We start from the raw sequence: 21,147 nt of genomic DNA, 5'->3' as shown, positions 1-21,147 counted from the left end.
ACCAAAGAGATTATAATACAGCAACATAAAAAACGATTGGGTTATGGCAGATTACATCATGAACAACGTATGGCAGGTATGGGCCATCGCGGCCGTTATTTGTCTCATACTCGAATTATCGTCTGGTGATTTCTTTATCATCTGTTTCTCCATAGGAGCTGTGGCGTCGGCTATTGGAGCTGCAATAGGATTGAACATCTATTGGCAATTGGCAATCTTTGCAGCAGTAGCGTTGGCCAGCATCTTCTTTGTGCGCCCGATAGCATTACGCTATCTGCACAAGAACGAGCCCAACCGTCCTAGCAATGCCGATGCACTTATCGGACGAATAGGACGTGTCACAGAAACCATCAAGACGGGAGGCTACGGAAGAGTTGCCATTGACGGTGATGTATGGAAAGCTGTCAGCAATAGCGCCACCGACATCACAGCAGGATCTACCGTAAAGGTTACGGATCGGAAAAGCACCATCATCCAAGTGGAATCAACAACAAGTATAAACGAATAAAACCAAGACATTATGGAAGCATCTTTTTTCACCTATGTGCTCATCGCCATCATCATCTGCGTAGTAGTCTTCGCCAAGATGGCGCTGGTTATCATTCCACAGTCGGAAACAAAAATCATCGAACGTCTCGGTCGTTACTATGCGACACTCAAACCAGGCATCAACGTTATCATACCATTCATTGACCGTGCCAAAGCCATCGTCGTGCTGACACGTGGACGCTATGCCTACTCTGACAATATTGACCTCCGTGAACAGGTTTATGATTTTCCATCACAGAACGTAATTACGAAAGATAACATCCAGATGGAGATCAACGCGCTACTCTACTTCCAGATTGTTGATCCCTTCAAGGCTGTCTATGAAATATCAAACCTGCCCAACGCTATCGAGAAACTCACACAGACCACACTCCGTAATATCATTGGTGAACTGGAACTGGACGAGACACTCACCTCACGCGACACAATCAATACCAAGCTTCGCGCCGTACTCGACGATGCCACCGACAAATGGGGTGTAAAAGTCAATCGCGTAGAACTCCAAGACATCACACCACCAACAAGTGTGCTCAATGCCATGGAGAAACAGATGCAGGCAGAACGAAACAAACGTGCACAGATTCTGACTTCAGAGGGTGAAAAAGCTGCGGAGATTCTTGCATCAGAAGGTGAGAAAACCGCTATGGTGAACCGTGCCGAAGCACAGAAGCAGCAAGCCATTCTCCATGCAGAAGGTGAAGCACAGGCACGCATCCGCAAAGCAGAAGCAGAAGCAAAGGCCATCGAACTTATCACCGAAGCCGTAGGAAAGAGCACTAACCCTGCCAACTATCTGTTGGCACAGAAATATATCCAAATGATGCAAGAGCTGGCAAATGGCGACAAGACCAAGACTGTCTATCTGCCATACGAAGCCACAAATCTCCTGGGAAGCATAGGAGGTATAAAGGACTTGTTTAAGACCACAGAATAACCAACACCTTAATATAATATATAGAGCAAAAACAAACAACCCTATAAAAGAGATATGAAGAAACAACTCAAAAAGGTACTCGTGCTCGGTTCGGGTGCCCTGAAAATCGGACAAGCCGGAGAGTTCGACTACTCAGGCTCACAGGCACTCAAAGCCCTGCGCGAAGAAGGTATATCATCGGTTCTGGTAAATCCAAACATTGCCACTATCCAAACCTCGGAAGGCGTTGCCGACAAAGTGTATTTTCAACCCGTCAATACGTATTTCGTAACAGAAATCATCAAGAAAGAACGTCCTGATGGCATCCTGTTGGCATTCGGCGGTCAGACAGCCCTCAACTGCGGTACCGAACTCTATCTGTCTGGTGTTCTTAAAGAATATGGTGTAGAAGTGCTCGGCACAAGCGTAGAAGCCATTATGAACACCGAAGACCGCGACCTCTTCGTCAAGAAACTGGCAGAGATTGACATGAAGGTACCCGTGAGCCACGCTGTAGAAAACATGGACGATGCGCTCAAGGCAGCCCATAATATCGGATTCCCCGTAATGGTACGTTCTGCCTACGCATTAGGCGGACTGGGCAGTGGTATCTGCCCTGACGAGAAAACATTCATATCTCTGGCAGAAAGCGCATTCACCTTCGCACCACAGATTCTCGTAGAAGAGAGTTTGAAAGGATGGAAGGAAATTGAGTTCGAGTGCATCCGCGATGCCAACGACCACTGTTTCACCGTAGCTTCAATGGAAAACTTCGACCCTCTGGGCATCCATACTGGTGAATCTATCGTAGTGGCTCCTACCTGCTCATTGACCGAGCAACAGGTGAAGATGTTGCAGGATATCACTACTAAATGTGTACGCCACTTGAATATCGTAGGTGAGTGTAACATCCAGTTTGCCTTCAATGCAGAAACTAACGACTACCGCATCATTGAAATCAATGCACGTCTGAGCCGTTCATCTGCACTTGCTTCAAAAGCAACGGGCTATCCCCTAGCCTTCGTAGCTGCCAAGATTGCTTTGGGCTACACGCTCGATCAGATTGGCGAGATGGGAACAACATCATCAGCATACGTGGCTCCAAGCCTCGACTATATGATTTGTAAGATTCCACGCTGGGACCTTACCAAATTTGCTGGCGTATCACGCCACCTCGGTTCATCCATGAAGTCGGTCGGTGAGATTATGAGCATCGGACGTTCATTTGAAGAGATGATCCAAAAGGGACTCCGCATGATTGGACAGGGTATGCACGGATTTGTAGGCAATGACCACACACGCTTCGATGACCTCGACGATGCATTGGCAAACCCAACAGACCTCCGTATCTTTGCCATCGCACAGGCCATGGAAGAAGGATATACTATCAAGCGTATCGAGGAATTGACCAAGATTGACGTATGGTTCCTTGAACGATTGAAGCATATTGTTGACCTGAAACATCAGTTGATGGAATACAATGCCGTAGAAGACGTACCCGCCGCCCTTATGCTTGAAGTGAAACAGGCAGGATTCTCAGACTTTCAGATTGCACGTTTCGTACTCAAGCCACAGAGTGGCAATATGGAGAAGGAAAACCTCAAAGTACGTGAGATCCGCAAACAGATGGGTATCATGCCTTCGGTAAAACGCATCCCTACTGTAGCATCTGAACATCCAGAACTGACCAACTACTTGTATTTCACCTATACACACACACCAGCATTTGCTACCCCCGACGGCAAAGCATACAAGACCGCACACGACATCAGCTATTATAAGAACGAGAAATCTGTAATCGTTCTCGGTTCTGGCGCCTATCGCATCGGTTCAAGCGTAGAGTTCGACTGGTGTTCGGTTAATGCAATCAACACTGCACGCAAACTCGGCTACAAGTCGATCATGATCAACTACAACCCCGAAACCGTATCGACCGACTACGACATGTGTGACCGCCTCTATTTCGACGAACTGTCGTTAGAGCGTGTTCTTGACGTCATCGATCTTGAAATGCCACGCGGTGTCATCGTCTCTGTAGGTGGACAGATTCCAAACAACTTGGCAATGAAGCTCTACCGTCAGGGCGTTCCTGTATTGGGCACCTCTCCAGTTGATATTGACCGTGCAGAGAACCGCGACAAGTTCTCTGCCATGCTCGATAAACTAGGAATTGACCAGCCACGTTGGCGCGCTCTGACTTCGTTCGACGATGTCAAGGAGTTTGTAGATGAAGTTGGTTATCCCGTACTGGTACGTCCATCCTATGTACTCTCAGGTGCAGCCATGAACGTATGTTACGACGATGAAGAATTGCATCGTTTCTTGAATATGGCAACCGAAGTATCCAAGGAGTTCCCCGTAGTGGTAAGCCAGTTCATGCAGGAAACCAAAGAGATTGAGTTTGATGCTGTTGCCGACAAGGGTGAGGTTATTGAATATGCCATCTCTGAGCATGTGGAATATGCCGGTGTCCACTCTGGTGACGCAACCATGGTATTCCCCGCACAGCATATCTATTTCTCAACTATCCGCCAGATTAAGAAGATTTCCCGCAAGATTGCACAGGAACTCAACATCAGCGGACCATTCAACATCCAGTTCCTTGCCAAGAACCGTGAGGTGAAGGTTATCGAATGTAACCTGCGTGCATCACGCTCATTCCCCTTTGTATCGAAGATTCTGAAGCGCAACTTCATCGAGACAGCAACCAAGATTATGCTTGATGCTCCCTATTCTCGTCCAGCCAAGAGCGAGTTCGACATCGACCACATCGGTGTCAAGGCATCACAGTTCTCATTTGCCCGTCTGCAGAATGCCGATCCCGTACTCGGTGTTGATATGAGCTCTACCGGTGAGGTAGGCTGTCTGGGCGATGACCTCAACGAGGCTTTGCTCAACGCACTCATCGCCACTGGCTACCGTCTTCCCAAGAAGAGCGTTCTCATCTCTTCAGGAGCCGCAAAGGGTAAGGTTTCATTGCTCGAACCAGCCAAGCAACTCGTCAAGAAGGGTTACGAGGTATATGCCACACCAGGCACAGCCAAGTTTTTCAATGAGAATGGTGTGAAAGCCACTGCCGTCAACTGGCCCGATGAGGAAGGCGACAACAATATCATGCAGATGATTGCTGACCACAAATTCGACTTGATTGTCAACGTTCCCAAGAACCACACCAAGCGCGAATTGACCAATGGTTATCGCATTCGTCGCGGCGCCATCGACCACAACATCCCCTTGATGACCAATGTGCGTCTGGCAAAAGCCTTCATTGAAGCCTTCACTGCCCTCCGACTTGAAGACATCAAGATCAAGAGTTGGCAGGAATACAATGCTTAATAACAAATATGATTAGATATTATCTCATACTCCTGTGCATGTTGTTCACAATAGGGCTTCATGCACAGGAGTCTCCTAATTCACGTCAAGCGCGGCGTATGTTCAACGAGGCCTATCAAAAGGTTTATGGTCCTCAAGGTTCACGTTTAAGCTATAGTGTCAATATCATAGGCATCTACAAAGCCCAAGGAACTATCTGGACCAAAGGGAAAAGCAGTAAATTTGTAGAAGACCGCTACACAGCATGGAACGACCAAATCACCTACACCCGTGTAGATCGGAAGAAGAGAACCGTTACCATCTATCGTTCTGACGATGAATCACGCGATAAATATGCCTCAAAATTCACATTCAAGCCCGACAACTACAACTACCATATTGCTAACGACAAGCGTGGTTATGTCATCACACTAAAGGCAAAAAAGGGCGTTAAGGGCATCAAAGAGGCTGATGTACTGCTCGACCACCACACACGAAATCCCATCAGCATCCGTGTGAAGGTAGGCTTTTTCCACACTACAATAAAAATAACCAATTTCAAAACGGGTGGTATCAGCGATCAAGCATTTGTATTCCCCCGTCAGCAATACAGCAATTACGGAATTATCGACAACAGATAAGACAATGGAGAAAAAAGGATTGGTACTTGAAGGCGGTGCAATGCGCGGACTATGGACTGCTGGCGTCATCGATGTGATGATGGAAGCAGGCATTAAGCCCGACGGTATCATCGGCGTATCTGCTGGCGCAGCATTCGGTTGCAACTATAAGTCACAGCAACCAGGACGCGCCATCCGTTATAACAAACGATTCGCCAAAGACAGGCGCTACAGCGGTTGGCATTCACTCTTCCGCTCTGGCGACTATTTCAATGCCGAATTTGCCTACCATATCGTTCCCCACGACTACGACATCTTCGATTCAGAGACATTCGCCAACAATCCCATTGAGTTTACTGTGGTCTGCACAGATGTAACAACAGGAAAAGCAGTCTATCATCAATTAGACCATATTGATTATGAAACATTGGAGTGGATACGTGCCTCTGCCTCCATGCCTATGGTTTCAAGAGTTGTTTCTATCGGCAATCACCAACTGCTCGACGGTGGTGTCAGCGACTCCATTCCTTTGGCCTATTACGAGAGTCAGGGTTATAAACGTAACATCGTCATCCTAACCCAACCAGCAGGCTATCGCAAGTCTCATAACGCTCTGATGCCTCTCATGCGTTTGGCACTCCGTCATTATCCCAATATGATAGAAGCCATGGATCAGCGCCATCTGATGTATAACAGTCAATTGGACTATGTGACACAAGCAGAAAAGGAAGGTCGATGCCTTGTCATTCGTCCGGAAGGCAAGATTCCCATTGGCCATCTCTGCCATGACCCCAAACGCATGCAACTGGTTTATGAACTGGGACGCGAAGTAGGTTACAAGCAGTTGGATGCCATCAAGGAATATTACCGTTAAATACCCCTCTGCATCAATACGCACTATACAGACGATTACAATTAGTGTATAGCGCAATCAGAATAAAAGAATATCAATTAGAAGGAAACAGTAGAATATGAGAATCGACATTATCAGTGTATTACCCGAAATGATTGAGGGCTTTGTTCACGAAAGCATTCTTGCACGTGCCGAAAAGAAAGGGCTGGCGGAAATCCGCCTGCACAACCTGCGTGACTACACGCTCGACAAATGGCGTCGTGTGGATGACTATCCGTATGGCGGTTCTGCCGGAATGGTCATGCAGTGTGAGCCTATTGACCGATGTATTACTGCCCTGAAGGCTGAGCGTGATTACGACGAGGTGATATTTACCTCACCCGATGGTGAGCAGTTCAATCAACATATTGCCAACGACCTATCATTGAAAGGCAACCTTATCATCCTCTGCGGTCACTATAAAGGTATTGACCAGCGCGTTCGCGACCATCTCATCACAAGGGAAATATCTGTTGGCGATTACGTGCTGACAGGAGGCGAACTGGCAGCTGCCATCATTGCCGATGCTGTTGTACGTGTAGTGCCTGGCGTGATTGGTGACGAACAGAGTGCTCTGTCTGACTGTTTCCAGGATGATCTATTGGCAGCCCCAATCTATACTCGCCCTGCCGACTATAAAGGTTGGAAAGTACCAGAGATTCTGCTTAGCGGTAACGAGGCCAAAATCAAAGAATGGGAATTGGAACAGGCCTTAGAACGCACACGCCGTCTCCGCCCCGACCTATTGGGCGAATAATCCAAACAGCCCCTACAAAATAATTTCCATCTGATTTTGCAATCAACAAGATGCAAAGTCAGATGGAATTGTTATACTCCAGTCAATTGTTCCTGATTGACAAAGCGTTCACCAAGCATAAAGCCCTCCTCATAGAGCCGTTCCAGTTTTTCCACATCACGTGTTACTCTTCCCACCTCCATGGGTCGTTCTGGACGTATGACCATGATCTCTCCCCAATCCTCCATACGTTCGATAAGTTCCAACTGGCGATTGTATTCCGCAACACGACGACTCAATGCCACACGCAGTCTGGGATAACGAGAATATACAAAACGCGGCACCTTCAAATCAGGTTCCGACGAGCGATAGCCACGGTTTCTCGTCAATATCACCACATGTTCAGTATGTCCAGTATCCATGGAACGCACAACCGGAATACTATCTACAATACCTCCGTCAAGCATCGGTATTCCATCAACCTTAGTAATCTGTGCCACAAAAGGCAAAGAAGAACTCGCCTTGACAATCTGTGTAAGACGCTGGTGGTCGTAACGCTCGGAGAGATATTCCGCCCTTCCCGTCAAACAATTTGTGGTGACGGCTTCAAACACAGCTGGATTATGTTCATAGGTATCATAATCGTAAGGCACAATCTCATTTGGAAAACGATCATAAAGAATGTTTGCATCGAATATCGTACCATCTTTGATGAGTTTCTTAAGCGAAATATAATCATATTTCTTCAACATATCAATATTGGAGTAACGTGCCCTTCGTGCTTGATGGCTCATATACGACAATCCATTACAGGCACCCGCCGATACTGCCACAACATATGGAAACCATATCTCATGTTTCATAAAGGCATCAAGAACACCCGAAGTGAATACGCCACGCATTCCTCCACCTTCCAATACCAATCCTGTTTTAGCGGTTATTTTCATATTTCTCTCCCGTTATCGTTGTTCATACAATCTTATTTCGGCTGCAAAAGTAGTATTTTTTGAGTTAACAGACAAATCACAACTATAAAAACATTGAAAAATGGCATATCTATCGATTATTTTTCGTAACTTTGCGCATACTGAAAACCAATTTCTATAAGATATGAAAAAGATTCTCGTTTCTCTCTGCCTAACACTGGCAACAATGACCGTCAGCGCCAAGACTTATTCCGTCAGTTCGCCCAACGGACTGATTACCGTCAATGTGTGCACCGACAACCAACTACAATGGGATATCCGAAAGGATAATACCGTCATACTGCAACCATCCGCAATCGGACTGAAAACCGACATCATGGATTTCGGACAGAACGTCAAGGTAAAGAAGACTCGTTCGTCAAACGTGAGGAAGTCTTCCGGCAACTATGGCCTACTGCAAATGGTATGCAATGGTCTGATTGTCGAGTTTCGTGTGTTCAATGATGCAGCAGCCTATCGCATCGTCCCCACCAAACCCTTGGCAAAGGTAGTCAACGAGACCGCAGAATTTCGTTTCGCTGCAGACTATGAAGCATTCATCCCTTACGTCAACGACAATCGTGCAGGAGAGCGCTGGTGCTACTCGTTTGAGTCATACTACGACCGTCAGCGTCTCTCTCAGATGTTTGCAGACTCACTTGCTATCACTCCCACAGCCATCTGTCTCCCAGAAAAGCGCAAAGCCGTTGTGATGGAGGCAGACGTAGAAAACTATCCCGGCATGTATCTCAAAAAGGGGAAAGGCAATAGTCTTCAGGCAGCATTTCCTCCCCTGCCATTAGAAGAGGAGATAGGCGGTTACAATCGTCTGAATCTTGTACCCACACAACGTGCAGAACATATTGCCGAAAACGTAAGTCGCCTGCCATGGCGCATCGTTGTGATCAGCGACTCAGACCGTGAACTATTGGGCAACGACATTGCACGCCGCCTTGGTCCTGTATGCCGCCTGACAGACACCTCATGGATTAAACCCGGGAAGGTAGCATGGGACTGGTGGAACAACACCAACCTGACAGGTGTCGATTTCCGTGCCGGCATCAATACGGAGACTTATAAATACTTCATTGACTTTGCCCGCAAGAACAAACTCGAATACATCATCATTGATGAAGGATGGAGTGATCCCGAAGACCTACTCCACTTCTCTGACAAGATGGATATGGCAGGCATCATCGACTATGCCCGTCAACAGGGTGTCGGTGTCATTCTCTGGTCGTCATGGCGCAACCTCATTCAAAGAGGTCATGAAAAGATGGAAGAGATTATGAAACACTATGGTGATATGGGTGTGAAAGGCTTCAAGGTTGACTTCTTCGACCGTGACGACCAACGTGTCATCCAGTCTGTCTATGAAGTAGCCGCATGTGCAGCACGCCATCACCTTTTGCTCGACCTTCACGGCATGCGTCCTTTCGGCGTACAGATAGCATATCCCAATATCGTCAATTTCGAAGGAGTGAAAGGTCTGGAGAACTCGAAATGGGAACCACGTGTCGGTGACGGTCCACTCCACGACCAACCCATGTACGACGTCACCATCCCCTACCTCCGTGCGTTGCCTGGTCCGTTTGACTATACTCCAGGCGCTATGGTCAATGCCGTTCGATCACAGTTCTTCGGCAACAACGACCATCCCATGAGTCAAGGCACCCGTGTTCATCAAATGGCTATGTACACCCTGTTTGACGCTCCACTCCAGATGTTGGCTGACAGTCCTTCAAAATACATGCAGAATCAAGAATGTACCGATTTCATTGCTGCCGTTCCTACCGTCTTCGACGAGACAGTCGCCCTGGCCGGTGAGATGGGCGAATATGCTGTAGTTGCCCGTCGCAAAGGTAACACCTGGTATGTAGCAGCCATGACCAACTGGACAGCACGCCATCTGACTATAGACTGTTCGTTCCTTGGCGATCACCGCGCCACAGCCGACATCTTTGCCGATGGCATCAATGCTGATCGCGAAGCAACCGACTACCAACATCAACGCATTGAAGTAGATGACAAGAGCCGTCTGCCCATCTATATGGCTCCGGGTGGAGGATGGACCGCCATCATCCGCTGACATATAGCTATCATCAAGAGATAAGAGTTCGATGGAATCATTGCTTCCACCGAACTCTTCTTTTTGCAGTCCAAAGTAAAAGTGCTTCAACAATCACTACTGTCTTGCCTTGCCTTTGTCATCAAACAAATAAGGCAACATGCAACAATCATGACACTACTCGAAATAGCATAACTGTCACTTTTGTCCCGCCTTGACACTCTTTATCACCCTTTTAGACAAAAAACACGATGGATGACCTTCATAAGAAAAGCCATCCATCGTGTTATATATTAATAAGGTGGGAATCAGCGGATGCGATCAGCTGCCCTAACCTTACGTTCATCGGAGAGAATACCCTGACGCGCCATAAAACAAAGTATAATGGCAATAGCAGGGAACACAGCAGCAATATTAACATGGAAATCTGCTGCATTAGGAGCCAGGAACTTGCTGAGCACAGCCAGTGCCACATACCATATCACATGGAGCATGATGTTAATCAGGCAGAAGCTCGCCTGCAGAGTGCGCTGCGTATAGCGGAAGATGGTATAGACACTCAGTGATGCTGCCAACAGCATGACCATAAACAATGGCCACGGCAAGTAGCTGAGCGCTCCACTCGGAGTTGTCATCCACAAGCTATAGACACGGTGCAGAGTAAATCCATCGGCACTTACAGTAGCCAATGGGAAACACAATGCCAAGACGCTCATCACGGCAGCCAAGAAGAGAAAGACGGTCTGCTTACGCTGTATCATGACTGTATTAGTTCAGTTCTTCGCTATTCTGTTCGCGAGCAGGATCACGCCAGTAGATTTCGCCATCTACAAACTCCTGTGTAGCGAGCAGTGTAGGTTTCGGAAGTTTCTCGTAGTAGCGTGAGATTTCAATCTGCTCACGGTTTTCAAACACTTCCTCGAGTGAGTCGTTATATGAGGCAAACTCAGCCAGTTTCTTCGACAGGTCTTCTTTGATCTGAACGCTAATCTGGTTGGCACGCTTCGCGATGATAGCAACACTCTCATAAAGGTTTCCTGTCTCGTCACAGAGATCCATGATGTTACGGGTAACGGTGTTAACCGGTGCTTTTGATTTCTTGTAATCCATTGATATTTATCTTAAACTATTTTACGCTGTTAATACTATCTTACTGTTTATTGCTGATGGAACATCAATCGCCAGTGATCTTCTTGCACTTGGCAATATACTTGTTGGCACGAGATGCTTCTTTAGAATCGGGATACTCATTGAGAAATCCATAACATTCATCCTCTGCATCGCGATAGCGCTCCAGTTTTTTCTCTTCAGAGGAATTTTCTGCGAGGTCAAACTTGCTACGCATGATAAGTACCGCAAACTCTTCGCGCAACTTGGTATATGGGTATGTTTTCAACGCATTCTGCGCGGTAATGATACATGCTTCATAGTTACTCTCTGTATTGGCATTGATATTTCCGAAATATCCCCCGAGGTTGTAATACAGTTCAGCCGAGAGATACTCTTTCTTCACGAGATTGTCCTGCAGGTCGAACAGGCGCTGCTGTGCCTCTGCCCTCAATTTAGAATCAGGGAACACATCCAAGAACTGCTGATAGGCATTGATAGCGCCTACTGTAGGCGTCTGGTCGAGTCGTGGTTCAGGAGTGCTTTCGTAGAGCGACTGTCCCACATTGAAGGCAGCCTGCTCTGCAAATACACCTTTTGGATAGGTGGCATAATATTTCTTAAAGGTAGCGCTGGCAGCTTCAAAGTCGTGGTTGCAATATTGTGACAGTGCCAAAAGATAGAGGCTCTCTTCTGCGGTATCAGTACCTTTTCTGAAAGTTACCACATCCTGCAGCAACGAAATGGCCTGTTGAAACTTGCCTTCTGCAAAGCATTGCTTGGCAAATTCATACTTATAATCATTGTCTGGTGACTTATAGACATTGTTAAACTCTGCGGCACAACTGCACATCAGAGCAGCCATACAGAAGATAATGATTGACTTCTTGTTCATTCTCATACTTTGATTTGACGTGCAAAATTACTCATTTTCTACCGAAAAGCAAAGGTTTTCAAACGATTTTTAGCAATTAGTGCGCTGCAATAACTTTTTTTACGAGGAAAATATGTAATTTTGCATTTCTATGAAGTTTGAACTGACCTCCAACTACCGACCGACGGGTGACCAGCCAGAGGCAATCCGCCAGCTGACCGACGGTATCACCCGTGGCGATGCCGCTCAGGTATTGTTGGGTGTAACAGGATCAGGAAAGACCTTTACCGTGGCCAATGTCATTGCCAATGTCAACAAGCCCACCCTCATCCTGTCACACAACAAGACATTAGCAGCCCAGCTCTACGAAGAGATGCGGGGTTTCTTCCCACACAATGCCGTAGAATACTACGTGAGCTATTACGACTACTATCAGCCGGAAGCCTATCTGCCATCTACTGATACGTATATCGAGAAAGACCTCGCCATCAACGAAGAGATCGACCGACTGCGTCTGAGGGCTGTCAGCGCATTACTCTCTGGCCGAAAGGATGTGGTCATCGTCTCTTCTGTCAGTTGCATCTATGGTATGGGAAGTCCTGTTGCCATGCAGGAAAACGTGATAGAGGTTCACAAAGGTCAGATATTAGACCGCAATGCACTCCTTCGCCGACTCGTCTCTGCACTTTATGTGCGCAACGATATAGAACTGAAACGCGGTTGTTTCAGGGTCAAAGGCGACACGGTAGATATTGCCATGGCATACAACGAAGTCATTCTGCGCATCACCTTCTGGGACGATGAGATTGATGCCATCGAGGAACTGGACGCCATGACCATGGATCGGCTGTCTTCCTTTGACGAATACAAGCTCTACCCAGCCAACCTCTTTATGACTACTGAAGAGCAGACCTCCATCGCCGTCCGTCATATTCAGGACGACCTCATGAAGCAGATAGCCTATTTTGAGGAATTGGGCGACGATATCAAGGCGCAGCGCATCAAAGAGCGTGTGGAATACGACATGGAGATGATCAAGGAGCTGGGCCATTGCTCGGGTATCGAGAACTACTCGAGATATTTTGACGGAAGACAAGCGGGCGAGCGCCCCTACTGTCTGCTTGATTTCTTCCCCGAAGACTACCTGATGGTGATTGACGAAAGCCATGTCAGTGTGCCGCAGATCAGTGCCATGTATGGTGGCGACCGCGCCCGAAAGCGCAATCTGGTGGAATTTGGTTTCCGTCTTCCTGCCGCCTTCGACAACCGTCCGCTGACCTTCGATGAGTTTCAAGCCATGACCCATCAGGTCATCTATGTATCTGCAACACCAGCCGACTATGAACTCCAACAGGCGGAGGGTGTCGTCGTCGAACAGCTGATCAGACCCACCGGACTGCTTGACCCAGAGATTGAGGTAAGACCCACCGAAAATCAGATTGACGACCTGATGGAAGAGATCCAGCAGCGCATCCAACGCAAGGAACGCGTATTGGTGACAACGCTCACCAAGCGCATGGCAGAGGAGCTCAGCACCTTCTTGCTCAACCACGGCATTCAAACCGCCTATATCCATAGCGAAGTGGCCACGCTCGACCGCATCAAGATACTCGAAGACCTGCGCAACGGCACCTTCGATGTCTTGGTAGGCGTCAACCTGCTCCGTGAGGGTCTCGACCTCCCGGAAGTATCGCTCGTTGCCATCATCGATGCCGACAAAGAGGGATTCCTTCGTTCACACCGCTCACTCACCCAGACGGCAGGCCGTGCCGCCCGTAACGTCAACGGCAAAGTCATCATGTATGCAGACCGCATCACGGCATCCATGCAACTGACCATCGACGAGACGCTGCGCCGCCGCATGAAGCAGATGCACTACAACGAGGAACACGGCATCACCCCGCAACAGATCAAGAAGAATCTGAAGCAGAGCGACCTGCGCCAGGAGACAGAGGGTACGGAACAGAAGGGCTACAAAGCCTATGCCGAACCTGTCGCATCCGCTGCCTTTGCCGCCGACCCCATCATTCTTCACATGACGAAAGAACAACTGGAAAAGAGCATTGCAGAGACCACCCGACTGATGAAGGCAGCCGCCAAAGAACTGGACTTCCTTCAGGCAGCGCAATACCGCGACGAGATTATCAGATTGCAAAAGGAACTGGAATTAAAATAAATTATCACATTTTTTTAGGTCATTCGCACGATATTTCGTACTTTTGCACCATTATAAAAGAGAACGAGACAGATGAAGAAATGTATATTGATGTGTGTCGTCATGGCAATGACCCTGACCGCCACAGCGCAAAACACCTGGGAAGAACCCGAAAAGAAGGAGGAGAAAGTTGCCGTTGTCAAAACGAATCCGATGGAGAAATACCTCAAGGGTGCAGTTCCCGAAGTGAACGGCAAGGTGACTTTTACCAAGACCTTTGACGCTCCGGGCAAGACTGCTTTTCAGATTTACAACATCCTTGGAAAATACCTGCAAGGCGTGACTCGCGAACCCCAGCAGATCAACAGCCAACTCATCAAGGCCGACACCGCCACCTATGAGATTGACGTCAAACTGGAAGAGTGGCTCGTCTTCCAGAAGACAGCCCTTGTGCTCGACCAGACCCGTTTCTTCTACACCATCAAAGCCCAGTGTGCCAACGGCAAAGCCACCCTCACCCTGTCCAACATCCGCTATAATTACGATGAGGAGCGCACCCCCATCCGCATCAGCGCCGAAGACTGGATTACCGACCGTGTGGCAGTCAACAAGAAGAACACCAAGCTGTATCGACACAGCGGCAAATTCCGCAAATGTACTATCGACAGAAAAGATTACCTTTTTGAACAAATAGAAGGATTACTCCAATGAGAACACTAAAAAACATACTCAACACCATCTTCATTTTCGGAGCCATCATCGGCATGTATCTTTATTATAAAGGAAACGATGCCGGAACCATCGTTATCATGGTGGCTATGGGTTTCAAATTTGTAGAAGTGGCATTGCGCCTCTTCAAAAAAGATAAAGATAAAGACCTACAGTTTTGAACAAGTTTATCATCACGCTGGCATGCACCCTGAGCATGACCCTCAACATCGTGGCGCAGAGCAATCCCACCCGCATCACCGATACGGGCGACGGCTTCAACGTGACCGACGATAACTCCACCCGCAGTTTCAATCCCAACCATCGGGATTCCGTGGCAGACAAAGAGATCCCCATGGGTGTCCATACCTGGACGGTTGACAGACGCTATGGCGATGTCACTCCGGCTGTTACCGACACCCTGCCCCACCTCTACCAGAACTCCATCTTCAACACGGGTGTGTTTGGCGAGTACAATACCCTCGGCAACAACTATACGCCGCGCATCAGCCGTATCATCATGGATCGCCCGAAGACCTCGGAGTTCTTCTTCACCCAGCCTTACGACTTCACCATGAAGGAGCCCGATGCGTTTCAGTTTGTCAACACGCTGTCGCCGTTCACCAATCTAAGCTACGACAACTGTGGCGACAAGCAGAACGGTGAAGACCATATCGACGCTAAATTTGCTGTCAATGCCAACAAGCGGTTGGGCATCGGTTTCGACCTCGACTACCACTATGCCAGAGGTTACTATCAGAACCAAAGCACCTCCCACTTCGGTGCATCGCTCTTTGCCTCGTATATCGGCGACAAATATCAGATGCATGCCCTGTTCTCTACCTACCATCGCAAGGCGGCTGAGAACGGCGGTATCACCGACGACAACTATATCACCCACCCTGAGAGCTACGACGACCAGTTTAGTGAGAACGAGATACCGACGGTGCTCTCTAAAAACTGGAACCGCAACAATTCCAACCACCTGTTTCTCTCCCATCGCTACAATATCGGCTTCTACAAGCGCGTGGCGCTGACCGAAGCGGAAAAGAAAGCCAGGGCGTTTGCCAAGGCGTCAGCCCAAGACAGGAAGCAGCGCGACAACCTCCGCAACAATCAGGATGGTGACGATGCTAACGGCAACAAGCGCCGCAACAACAGGCGCACCACCGATCCTGTTGCCACGGGCAGACCCGACGGAGCCCGCATCGCAGGCGATCTGCCCAAGACTGGCGAGAAACCTGCCGATCCAGACTCCACCCGTATTCAGGTCACCTCCCAGCAGATGGCAGACAGCTTGCTGGCTGTGCAACACCGGAAGGATTCGCTCGACGCCAACACCAAGCGCATCTACGTACCCGTCACCAGTTTCATCCACACCCTCGACATCAATAGCTTCAGTCGCATCAATCAGGCGTATGCCTCTCCTGCCGGCTATTATGCCAACACCTATTATAAATATGATGACCGTGGCATCTATGGCAACGACTCCATCTACGACCAGACGAAATACCTCTCTGTCAAGAATACCTTTGCCGTAGCGCTGATGGAGGGCTTCAACAAGTATGCCAAGGCCGGCCTCAAGGCCTTCGTCAGCTACGACCATCGTAAATACCAGATGCCCGACCTGTTGCAGGAGGGTGACGAAGGCTACTATATGCGCAGTTGGTCAGAAGGTCTGGTGAGTGTGGGCGGACAGCTGTCGAAGACCCAGGGGCGCACCCTCCATTACAACCTCGACGGTGAGTTCTTCCTGACGGGCAGCAACGCTGGTTCTGTGAGTCTTAATTTCAATACCGACGTCAATTTCCCCTTGTTTGGCGATACTGTGCGACTGGCTGCCAAAGCCCATTTCGACCGCATCACGCCAACCTTCTTCCAGCGCCAGTACCACTCCAAACACCTGTGGTGGGACAACGGCGATATGAGTAAGGAGATCCGTTCCGGCATCGAAGGCATCTTCACCATCGACAAGACCCACACCCAGTTGCGTGTGGCTGTCGAAGAGATCAAAAACGACACCTACTTCGGCATGGAGTATGCCATCGACGAAAAACATAACTTCACAGGGCTGCAGGGCGGTGTCTATCAGGAGGGTGGCAACATCAACCTCCTGACAGCCCAACTGCGTCAGAACTTCAAGTTGGGACCCTTGCATTGGGAGAACATCGTGACTTATCAGAATTCGAGCAACAAGGACGTGCTTCCCGTGCCCACTGTCAATATCTTCACCAACCTCTTTTTCAAATTCCTGGTCGTGAAGCAGTTGACCGTAGAACTGGGTGCCGATGCCACCTTCTTCACCAAATACTACGCGCCCGACTATCTGCCTCAGATCGGCCAGTTTGCCGTACAGAAGAATGTCGGGTCGCGTGTGGAACTGGGCGGCTATCCTTTTGTTGACGTCTATGCCAACATGCACCTGAAGCGCACCCGTTTCTTCGTCATGATGAGCCATGTCAACAAGGGTATGGGCAACAAGATGATGTTCCTTGCACCCCACTATCCACAAAACGGAAAAGTACTGCGTATCGGTGTTTCCTGGAATTTCTACAACTAAACCTCAATCGGGGTTAACCGACAGGAAATCCTCGCATCACCCTACCTGCCAGAGATACCGTCACTCAGCGCCAATGGTTTGTTCATAACACTGTTCAAACCATTGGCGCAACTGTTTCGGATTGACCAGTATTTCGCGCAGCGCCTTGAGGTTGCGCTCGTTTTCCGACCCTTGTATCCAGAGTCGTATATATCCCGTTGCCGCATATTTGTTTTCCAGGTGCGATTTGAATCGCTTCCATTGTCCTTCGCGGTCAATGTCCGGGTAGTTGTCCAGCCCAAACTGTATCACCCGTCGGAACACCACCTCAGGGGCAAGGTCGCGGTCTGCTTCTGCCACAATCTTTCCGTAGATGCTCCGTGGGGCATGTGAGGCAGAGGCGCGGTGATCCTCCACCGCCTCCTTCATGATTTTCAGCTGATCGGGCGAGAACCATCGTTTCAGTCGGGCGTCCTGCATCAGTATCTTGCCACTCGTCAGATGATGCACGGCGCGAGGTCCCGACAGTCCGAGGTCGTGGTATGCCGCCACGACATACGCCATGTTGATATCCGCACCTGTAGTTTTCGCCAGCGCCAGCGACCGTCTCACCACTCTCGTGACGTGTTCCATGCCGTGGGCACGGTCGAAATCAGCATACCGTGGGAGGATCTGTGTCTCCACAAAATCAATCAAATCAAGACTGGGATTATTGTTGTTCATAGAAAATGGGCTTATTTTTTGCAAATGTACGCAATAATCTGTACTTTTGCAAGACTTTACAGACAAAAAAACATATAATGAACGAAGAGAATATCAAACAAAACTCCTGGAAGGCCTGGCTGTTGGCAGTCCGTCCTAAGACCCTCACCGGTGCCGCCGTACCCGTCATGATAGGTTGCGCCTTGGCGTATGTCGATGCCCAAGCCTATGGTGACGATGTCTTCAACTGGCTGTCGGCATCCCTGTGCCTGCTGTTTGCATTGGTCATGCAGATCGACGCCAATCTCATCAACGACTTCTTCGACTATGCCCATGGCAACGACGACAGCGCCACCCGTCTCGGTCCTTTGCGTGCCTGCACCCAGGGCTGGGTGTCTCTCGATGCCATGAAGCGTGCCATCGCCCTAACTACATGCGTGGCGTGTGTGGCAGGTCTGCCCCTTATCATCTTCGGCGGTCTCGAAATGATTCTGGTCGGCATCTGCTGCGTAGCCTTTTGTTTTCTCTACACCACCCACCTGTCCTACCTGGGCTTGGGCGACATCCTCGTGTTGCTCTTCTTCGGCATCGTCCCCGTCTGCATCACCTACTATATCCAGTTGCATACCGTCACGCCTGCTGTCGCTATAGCATCCGTTGCCTGCGGACTGGTCATCGACAGTCTGCTCATCGTCAACAACTATCGCGACCGCGACAACGACCGGCGCGTCGGCAAGGTCACCCTTGTGGTGCGCATCGGTCCGCTTTGGACAGAGCACCTCTACCTGCTGTTGGGCGTGGCGAGCTGCCTGTTGGGGATCGTGTTCTGGTATCAGGGTCATCCCCTCGCCTTCTTCCTGCCCCTGATCTATCTGGTGCTCCATGTGTTCACCTGGTTGAAGCTGCGCCACATCAATCATGGTCGTCGCCTCAACGAGTGTCTGGGGGAGACCGCCCGCAACATGCTGCTCTACGGCATCATGGTGTCGGTGGGGTTGCTCCTTCTTTGAAGCAGAAGAAGTAGAGGCACGCCAGTATCGCCAGCAACACCAGTGTCACAAGGGTTTTCAGCAGACAGCCTGCTATGCGCTTGACTATCACAAAGCCGATGATAATCATGACCAACAGTATGATATATATTTGCATGGTTTCTATTCAGCAATTACTTAAACAATGATCGGAATGAGGCGGGGATGGGTGTTTCAAACTCCATCCGTTCGCGTGTGACGGGATGCACCATGCACAACATATAGGCATGGAGGCAGAGTCTGTGGAGCGGATTGTCGCCGTTGCCGTATTTCACGTCGCCACACACGGGATGTCCCATGTCTGCCGTATGCACACGGATTTGGTTCTTGCGTCCTGTTTCCAGTTTAAACTCAGCGAGGGTATGGTCGGTGGTGCGCTGCAACACCTTGAAATGTGTCACGGCATATTTTCCGCCGTTATCCACAGGCGATGAGTAGGTGACATACGCCTTATTGTCTTTCAGCCAGTTTGCCACCGTACCGCTGTCGTCCTTCATCTCTCCGCTGACCACAGCCACATAGCGTCTGTCGAAGACGATATCGTGCCAGTTGTGTTCCAGAACCTGTTCTGTCTCGATATCCTTGGCATATACCATCAGTCCGCTGGTATCGCGGTCGAGGCGATGCACCACGTGTGCAGTACATTTCTGGTGACTCTTCCTGAAATAGTCGTCGAGCACCGTTTTCACGTTCAGCGAACTGTGTCCTGCTGCCATCGAGAGTATGCCGATATTCTTTTCTATCACGATAATCCATCGGTCCTCATATACTATTTTCAGCCATCGGCTCTTAAACTGCGTTTGGTTGCGTTTGGTGCGACTGACTGCCACTTTCATGCCTGGTTTCAGCAGGAAGTCGAACTGGGTGACGGTTTTCCGGTCCACTCTCACTCCCCTGCCCTGCAGTGTCAGTTTGATTTTGTTGCGACTCTGTTCCACGGTATCGAGTAGAAATTCCAGTAGTGGCTGTTCCTTCTTCACCGTATAATGGGCATAATCGCCCTGCTGATTATAAGGATTATATTTCATTGTCATATTGCAAAGGTACGAATAAGAGAGTGAAAAACCAAATATATTTGAGTTTTTCCGAGCGACAATAAAAAAAGGGAGCACCAACGTTTCTGATTTACCTTTGGCTTATTCTGTCGCGACTCAACATAGTGAAACCGAGCTTTCACTCTGTCTTCGCTGCTCCAGAATATCCGTGTGACATTAAAAAGGGAGAGGAAAATTTCTGCGTTCCGTGGATAAAAACATGTTTGTTACTTTTGTCCTTACAGGACGTTTGGTAAAATAACCATACACACCCAGGGTGTTACCCTGGGCTATGAAGATGTTGCCCCATTCGGGGCGTTAGTACCCCAACAAATGGTTATAACGCCAAGCAAGGGCGGAGTGCTAATAACGACAAGCTGTGGCGGGCTGAAAGCCCAATGGCTTCCTTAGCCCAGGGCAACGCCCTGCGGACATGATGTAGCATATTAAACTACGTCCTGTAAGGACAAAAGTAAATACTGGTTGGTTGAAAACAAAAATCTTTTAACTAAAATCCTCGACTAAATGCGCTCGAGTACCTCGCTTTTGGGAAGAATTTTAATGGGGATCGCATCGGAGATGCTCGAATTTTTGGAGCAGCGAGAGCAGAGAATAAATCTAAAAATTTATTCTTTGCCGAGTCGCGAGAAAAATAACCTATGGTAAATCTTAACGAAAATCTCAAAAAATAATCTTTAACAAAAATATTTTTCGTGTGACATTAAAAAAGCAGAGGCGCATCGCACGTCCCTGCTTTCCGACAAAGTATATGATTAAGAAAATCCACCAAAACCTCAAACTAACTGTGTTTGCCCAGCCGTTGGTCTATCACGCAATCCACTCCGATAAGGCTGCCGGAGAATATCAGACACTGTGCCACAAACCACAATACCGACACGCTGATCTCGCCCGTAGGCGGAGTGAAAAATCCCATGAAGGCAA

Annotated in this window: 19 protein-coding genes; 12 read left to right on the top strand and 7 right to left on the bottom strand. The window is 48.8% G+C overall.

Translation table 11 applies throughout. The features are described from left to right. Window positions 1–43 precede the first annotated feature (43 nt). The 6 genes from CIK96_RS01005 (at window position 44) to trmD (ending at window position 7,046) form a co-directional block, all read left to right on the top strand. Window positions 44–508, top strand: coding sequence for an NfeD family protein (locus CIK96_RS01005; protein WP_094390259.1), 465 nt, complete (start codon window positions 44–46; stop codon window positions 506–508). Window positions 509–520: 12 nt separating this feature from the next. Continuing rightward, window positions 521–1,483: an SPFH domain-containing protein gene (locus tag CIK96_RS01000; RefSeq protein ID WP_094390260.1), complete on the top strand. Its 963-nt coding sequence runs from the start codon at window positions 521–523 to the stop codon at window positions 1,481–1,483. 54 nt (window positions 1,484–1,537) lie between these two features. Next, window positions 1,538–4,798, top strand: a complete 3,261-nt coding sequence (gene carB, locus CIK96_RS00995; RefSeq protein ID WP_094435533.1) for a carbamoyl-phosphate synthase (glutamine-hydrolyzing) large subunit — start codon at window positions 1,538–1,540, stop codon at window positions 4,796–4,798. Between the two features lie 8 nt (window positions 4,799–4,806). Beyond that, complete coding sequence (locus tag CIK96_RS00990; protein WP_144007464.1) at window positions 4,807–5,418, top strand: hypothetical protein; 612 nt, start codon at window positions 4,807–4,809, stop codon at window positions 5,416–5,418. Window positions 5,419–5,422: 4 nt separating this feature from the next. Continuing rightward, on the top strand, window positions 5,423–6,271 hold the full coding sequence (locus CIK96_RS00985; RefSeq protein ID WP_094390263.1) for a patatin family protein: 849 nt from the start codon (window positions 5,423–5,425) through the stop codon (window positions 6,269–6,271). A 97-nt stretch (window positions 6,272–6,368) separates the two neighbouring features. Beyond that, window positions 6,369–7,046 (top strand): tRNA (guanosine(37)-N1)-methyltransferase TrmD, encoded by a 678-nt coding sequence (gene trmD, locus CIK96_RS00980; protein WP_094390264.1) that lies wholly within the window; start codon window positions 6,369–6,371, stop codon window positions 7,044–7,046. Between the two features lie 71 nt (window positions 7,047–7,117). On the opposite strand, the gene CIK96_RS00975 is transcribed toward trmD, so the two are convergent. Next, window positions 7,118–7,972 (bottom strand): patatin family protein, encoded by an 855-nt coding sequence (locus tag CIK96_RS00975; RefSeq protein ID WP_094390265.1) that lies wholly within the window; start codon window positions 7,970–7,972, stop codon window positions 7,118–7,120. A gap of 163 nt (window positions 7,973–8,135) precedes the next feature. Here CIK96_RS00975 and CIK96_RS00970 point away from each other — a divergent pair, with 163 nt between their 5' ends. Continuing rightward, window positions 8,136–10,079 (top strand): glycoside hydrolase family 97 protein, encoded by a 1,944-nt coding sequence (locus tag CIK96_RS00970; protein WP_094439106.1) that lies wholly within the window; start codon window positions 8,136–8,138, stop codon window positions 10,077–10,079. A 287-nt stretch (window positions 10,080–10,366) separates the two neighbouring features. On the opposite strand, the gene CIK96_RS00965 is transcribed toward CIK96_RS00970, so the two are convergent. The 3 genes from CIK96_RS00965 to CIK96_RS00955 form a co-directional block, all read right to left on the bottom strand. Further along, window positions 10,367–10,819, bottom strand: coding sequence for a DUF4293 domain-containing protein (locus tag CIK96_RS00965; protein ID WP_094439104.1), 453 nt, complete (start codon window positions 10,817–10,819; stop codon window positions 10,367–10,369). Window positions 10,820–10,826: 7 nt separating this feature from the next. Beyond that, window positions 10,827–11,168, bottom strand: a complete 342-nt coding sequence (locus CIK96_RS00960; protein WP_094390268.1) for a DNA-directed RNA polymerase subunit omega — start codon at window positions 11,166–11,168, stop codon at window positions 10,827–10,829. A gap of 64 nt (window positions 11,169–11,232) precedes the next feature. Then, window positions 11,233–12,060 (bottom strand): outer membrane protein assembly factor BamD, encoded by an 828-nt coding sequence (locus CIK96_RS00955; RefSeq protein WP_094390269.1) that lies wholly within the window; start codon window positions 12,058–12,060, stop codon window positions 11,233–11,235. 130 nt (window positions 12,061–12,190) lie between these two features. Between CIK96_RS00955 and uvrB the strand changes: the two genes are divergently transcribed. The 4 genes from uvrB (at window position 12,191) to CIK96_RS00935 (ending at window position 17,462) form a co-directional block, all read left to right on the top strand. Next, entirely contained in the window at window positions 12,191–14,215 is a 2,025-nt protein-coding gene (gene uvrB / locus CIK96_RS00950) for an excinuclease ABC subunit UvrB (RefSeq protein ID WP_094390270.1), read from the top strand. 72 nt (window positions 14,216–14,287) lie between these two features. Beyond that, complete coding sequence (locus CIK96_RS00945; protein WP_094439102.1) at window positions 14,288–14,905, top strand: DUF4468 domain-containing protein; 618 nt, start codon at window positions 14,288–14,290, stop codon at window positions 14,903–14,905. Further along, complete coding sequence (locus CIK96_RS00940; RefSeq protein ID WP_094390272.1) at window positions 14,902–15,084, top strand: hypothetical protein; 183 nt, start codon at window positions 14,902–14,904, stop codon at window positions 15,082–15,084. Before CIK96_RS00945 ends, CIK96_RS00940 begins: the two co-directional genes overlap by 4 nt. Beyond that, the gene (locus tag CIK96_RS00935) at window positions 15,081–17,462 is read left to right on the top strand and encodes a putative porin (RefSeq protein WP_254047047.1); all 2,382 of its coding nucleotides are present in this window, start codon (window positions 15,081–15,083) and stop codon (window positions 17,460–17,462) included. Before CIK96_RS00940 ends, CIK96_RS00935 begins: the two co-directional genes overlap by 4 nt. Window positions 17,463–17,522: 60 nt before the next feature. Here CIK96_RS00935 and CIK96_RS00930 read toward each other — a convergent pair whose 3' ends face one another. Beyond that, window positions 17,523–18,164 carry an HD domain-containing protein gene (locus CIK96_RS00930; protein WP_094435545.1) on the bottom strand — a complete coding sequence of 214 codons (642 nt, stop codon included), beginning with the start codon at window positions 18,162–18,164 and terminating at the stop codon, window positions 17,523–17,525. A gap of 77 nt (window positions 18,165–18,241) precedes the next feature. On the opposite strand from CIK96_RS00930, the gene menA reads away from it, so the two are divergent. After that, on the top strand, window positions 18,242–19,153 hold the full coding sequence (gene menA, locus CIK96_RS00925; RefSeq protein ID WP_094439098.1) for a 1,4-dihydroxy-2-naphthoate octaprenyltransferase: 912 nt from the start codon (window positions 18,242–18,244) through the stop codon (window positions 19,151–19,153). Here menA and CIK96_RS13150 read toward each other — a convergent pair. Continuing rightward, window positions 19,122–19,289: a hypothetical protein gene (locus CIK96_RS13150; protein ID WP_158214813.1), complete on the bottom strand. Its 168-nt coding sequence runs from the start codon at window positions 19,287–19,289 to the stop codon at window positions 19,122–19,124. The genes menA and CIK96_RS13150 overlap by 32 nt on opposite strands. A gap of 16 nt (window positions 19,290–19,305) precedes the next feature. Next, entirely contained in the window at window positions 19,306–20,199 is an 894-nt protein-coding gene (locus CIK96_RS00920; protein ID WP_094439247.1) for an RluA family pseudouridine synthase, read from the bottom strand. Window positions 20,200–21,147: the final 948 nt, after the last annotated feature.

The sequence above is a fragment of the Prevotella sp. P4-98 genome (assembly GCF_002251405.1).
Lineage (GTDB): Bacteria > Bacteroidota > Bacteroidia > Bacteroidales > Bacteroidaceae > Prevotella.
The sequence above is the reverse complement of the archived record's forward strand: the minus strand, read 5'-3'. Positions and strand labels throughout refer to the sequence as shown.

Bases quoted from the DNA above. Each gene is read 5' to 3' on its own strand.
- CIK96_RS00970 (WP_094439106.1), top strand. From the start codon at position 8,136: ATGAAAAAGATTCTCGTTTCTCTCTGCCTAACACTGGCAACAATGACC.
- CIK96_RS00930 (WP_094435545.1), bottom strand. From the start codon at position 18,164: ATGAACAACAATAATCCCAGTCTTGATTTGATTGATTTTGTGGAGACA.
- CIK96_RS00955 (WP_094390269.1), bottom strand. From the start codon at position 12,060: ATGAACAAGAAGTCAATCATTATCTTCTGTATGGCTGCTCTGATGTGC.
- trmD (WP_094390264.1), top strand. From the start codon at position 6,369: ATGAGAATCGACATTATCAGTGTATTACCCGAAATGATTGAGGGCTTT.
- CIK96_RS00990 (WP_144007464.1), top strand. From the start codon at position 4,807: ATGATTAGATATTATCTCATACTCCTGTGCATGTTGTTCACAATAGGG.
- menA (WP_094439098.1), top strand. From the start codon at position 18,242: ATGAACGAAGAGAATATCAAACAAAACTCCTGGAAGGCCTGGCTGTTG.
- CIK96_RS01000 (WP_094390260.1), top strand. From the start codon at position 521: ATGGAAGCATCTTTTTTCACCTATGTGCTCATCGCCATCATCATCTGC.
- CIK96_RS00965 (WP_094439104.1), bottom strand. From the start codon at position 10,819: ATGATACAGCGTAAGCAGACCGTCTTTCTCTTCTTGGCTGCCGTGATG.
- CIK96_RS13150 (WP_158214813.1), bottom strand. From the start codon at position 19,289: ATGCAAATATATATCATACTGTTGGTCATGATTATCATCGGCTTTGTG.
- CIK96_RS00985 (WP_094390263.1), top strand. From the start codon at position 5,423: ATGGAGAAAAAAGGATTGGTACTTGAAGGCGGTGCAATGCGCGGACTA.
- CIK96_RS00945 (WP_094439102.1), top strand. From the start codon at position 14,288: ATGAAGAAATGTATATTGATGTGTGTCGTCATGGCAATGACCCTGACC.
- CIK96_RS00975 (WP_094390265.1), bottom strand. From the start codon at position 7,972: ATGAAAATAACCGCTAAAACAGGATTGGTATTGGAAGGTGGAGGAATG.
- carB (WP_094435533.1), top strand. From the start codon at position 1,538: ATGAAGAAACAACTCAAAAAGGTACTCGTGCTCGGTTCGGGTGCCCTG.
- CIK96_RS00920 (WP_094439247.1), bottom strand. From the start codon at position 20,199: ATGAAATATAATCCTTATAATCAGCAGGGCGATTATGCCCATTATACG.
- uvrB (WP_094390270.1), top strand. From the start codon at position 12,191: ATGAAGTTTGAACTGACCTCCAACTACCGACCGACGGGTGACCAGCCA.
- CIK96_RS01005 (WP_094390259.1), top strand. From the start codon at position 44: ATGGCAGATTACATCATGAACAACGTATGGCAGGTATGGGCCATCGCG.
- CIK96_RS00960 (WP_094390268.1), bottom strand. From the start codon at position 11,168: ATGGATTACAAGAAATCAAAAGCACCGGTTAACACCGTTACCCGTAAC.
- CIK96_RS00940 (WP_094390272.1), top strand. From the start codon at position 14,902: ATGAGAACACTAAAAAACATACTCAACACCATCTTCATTTTCGGAGCC.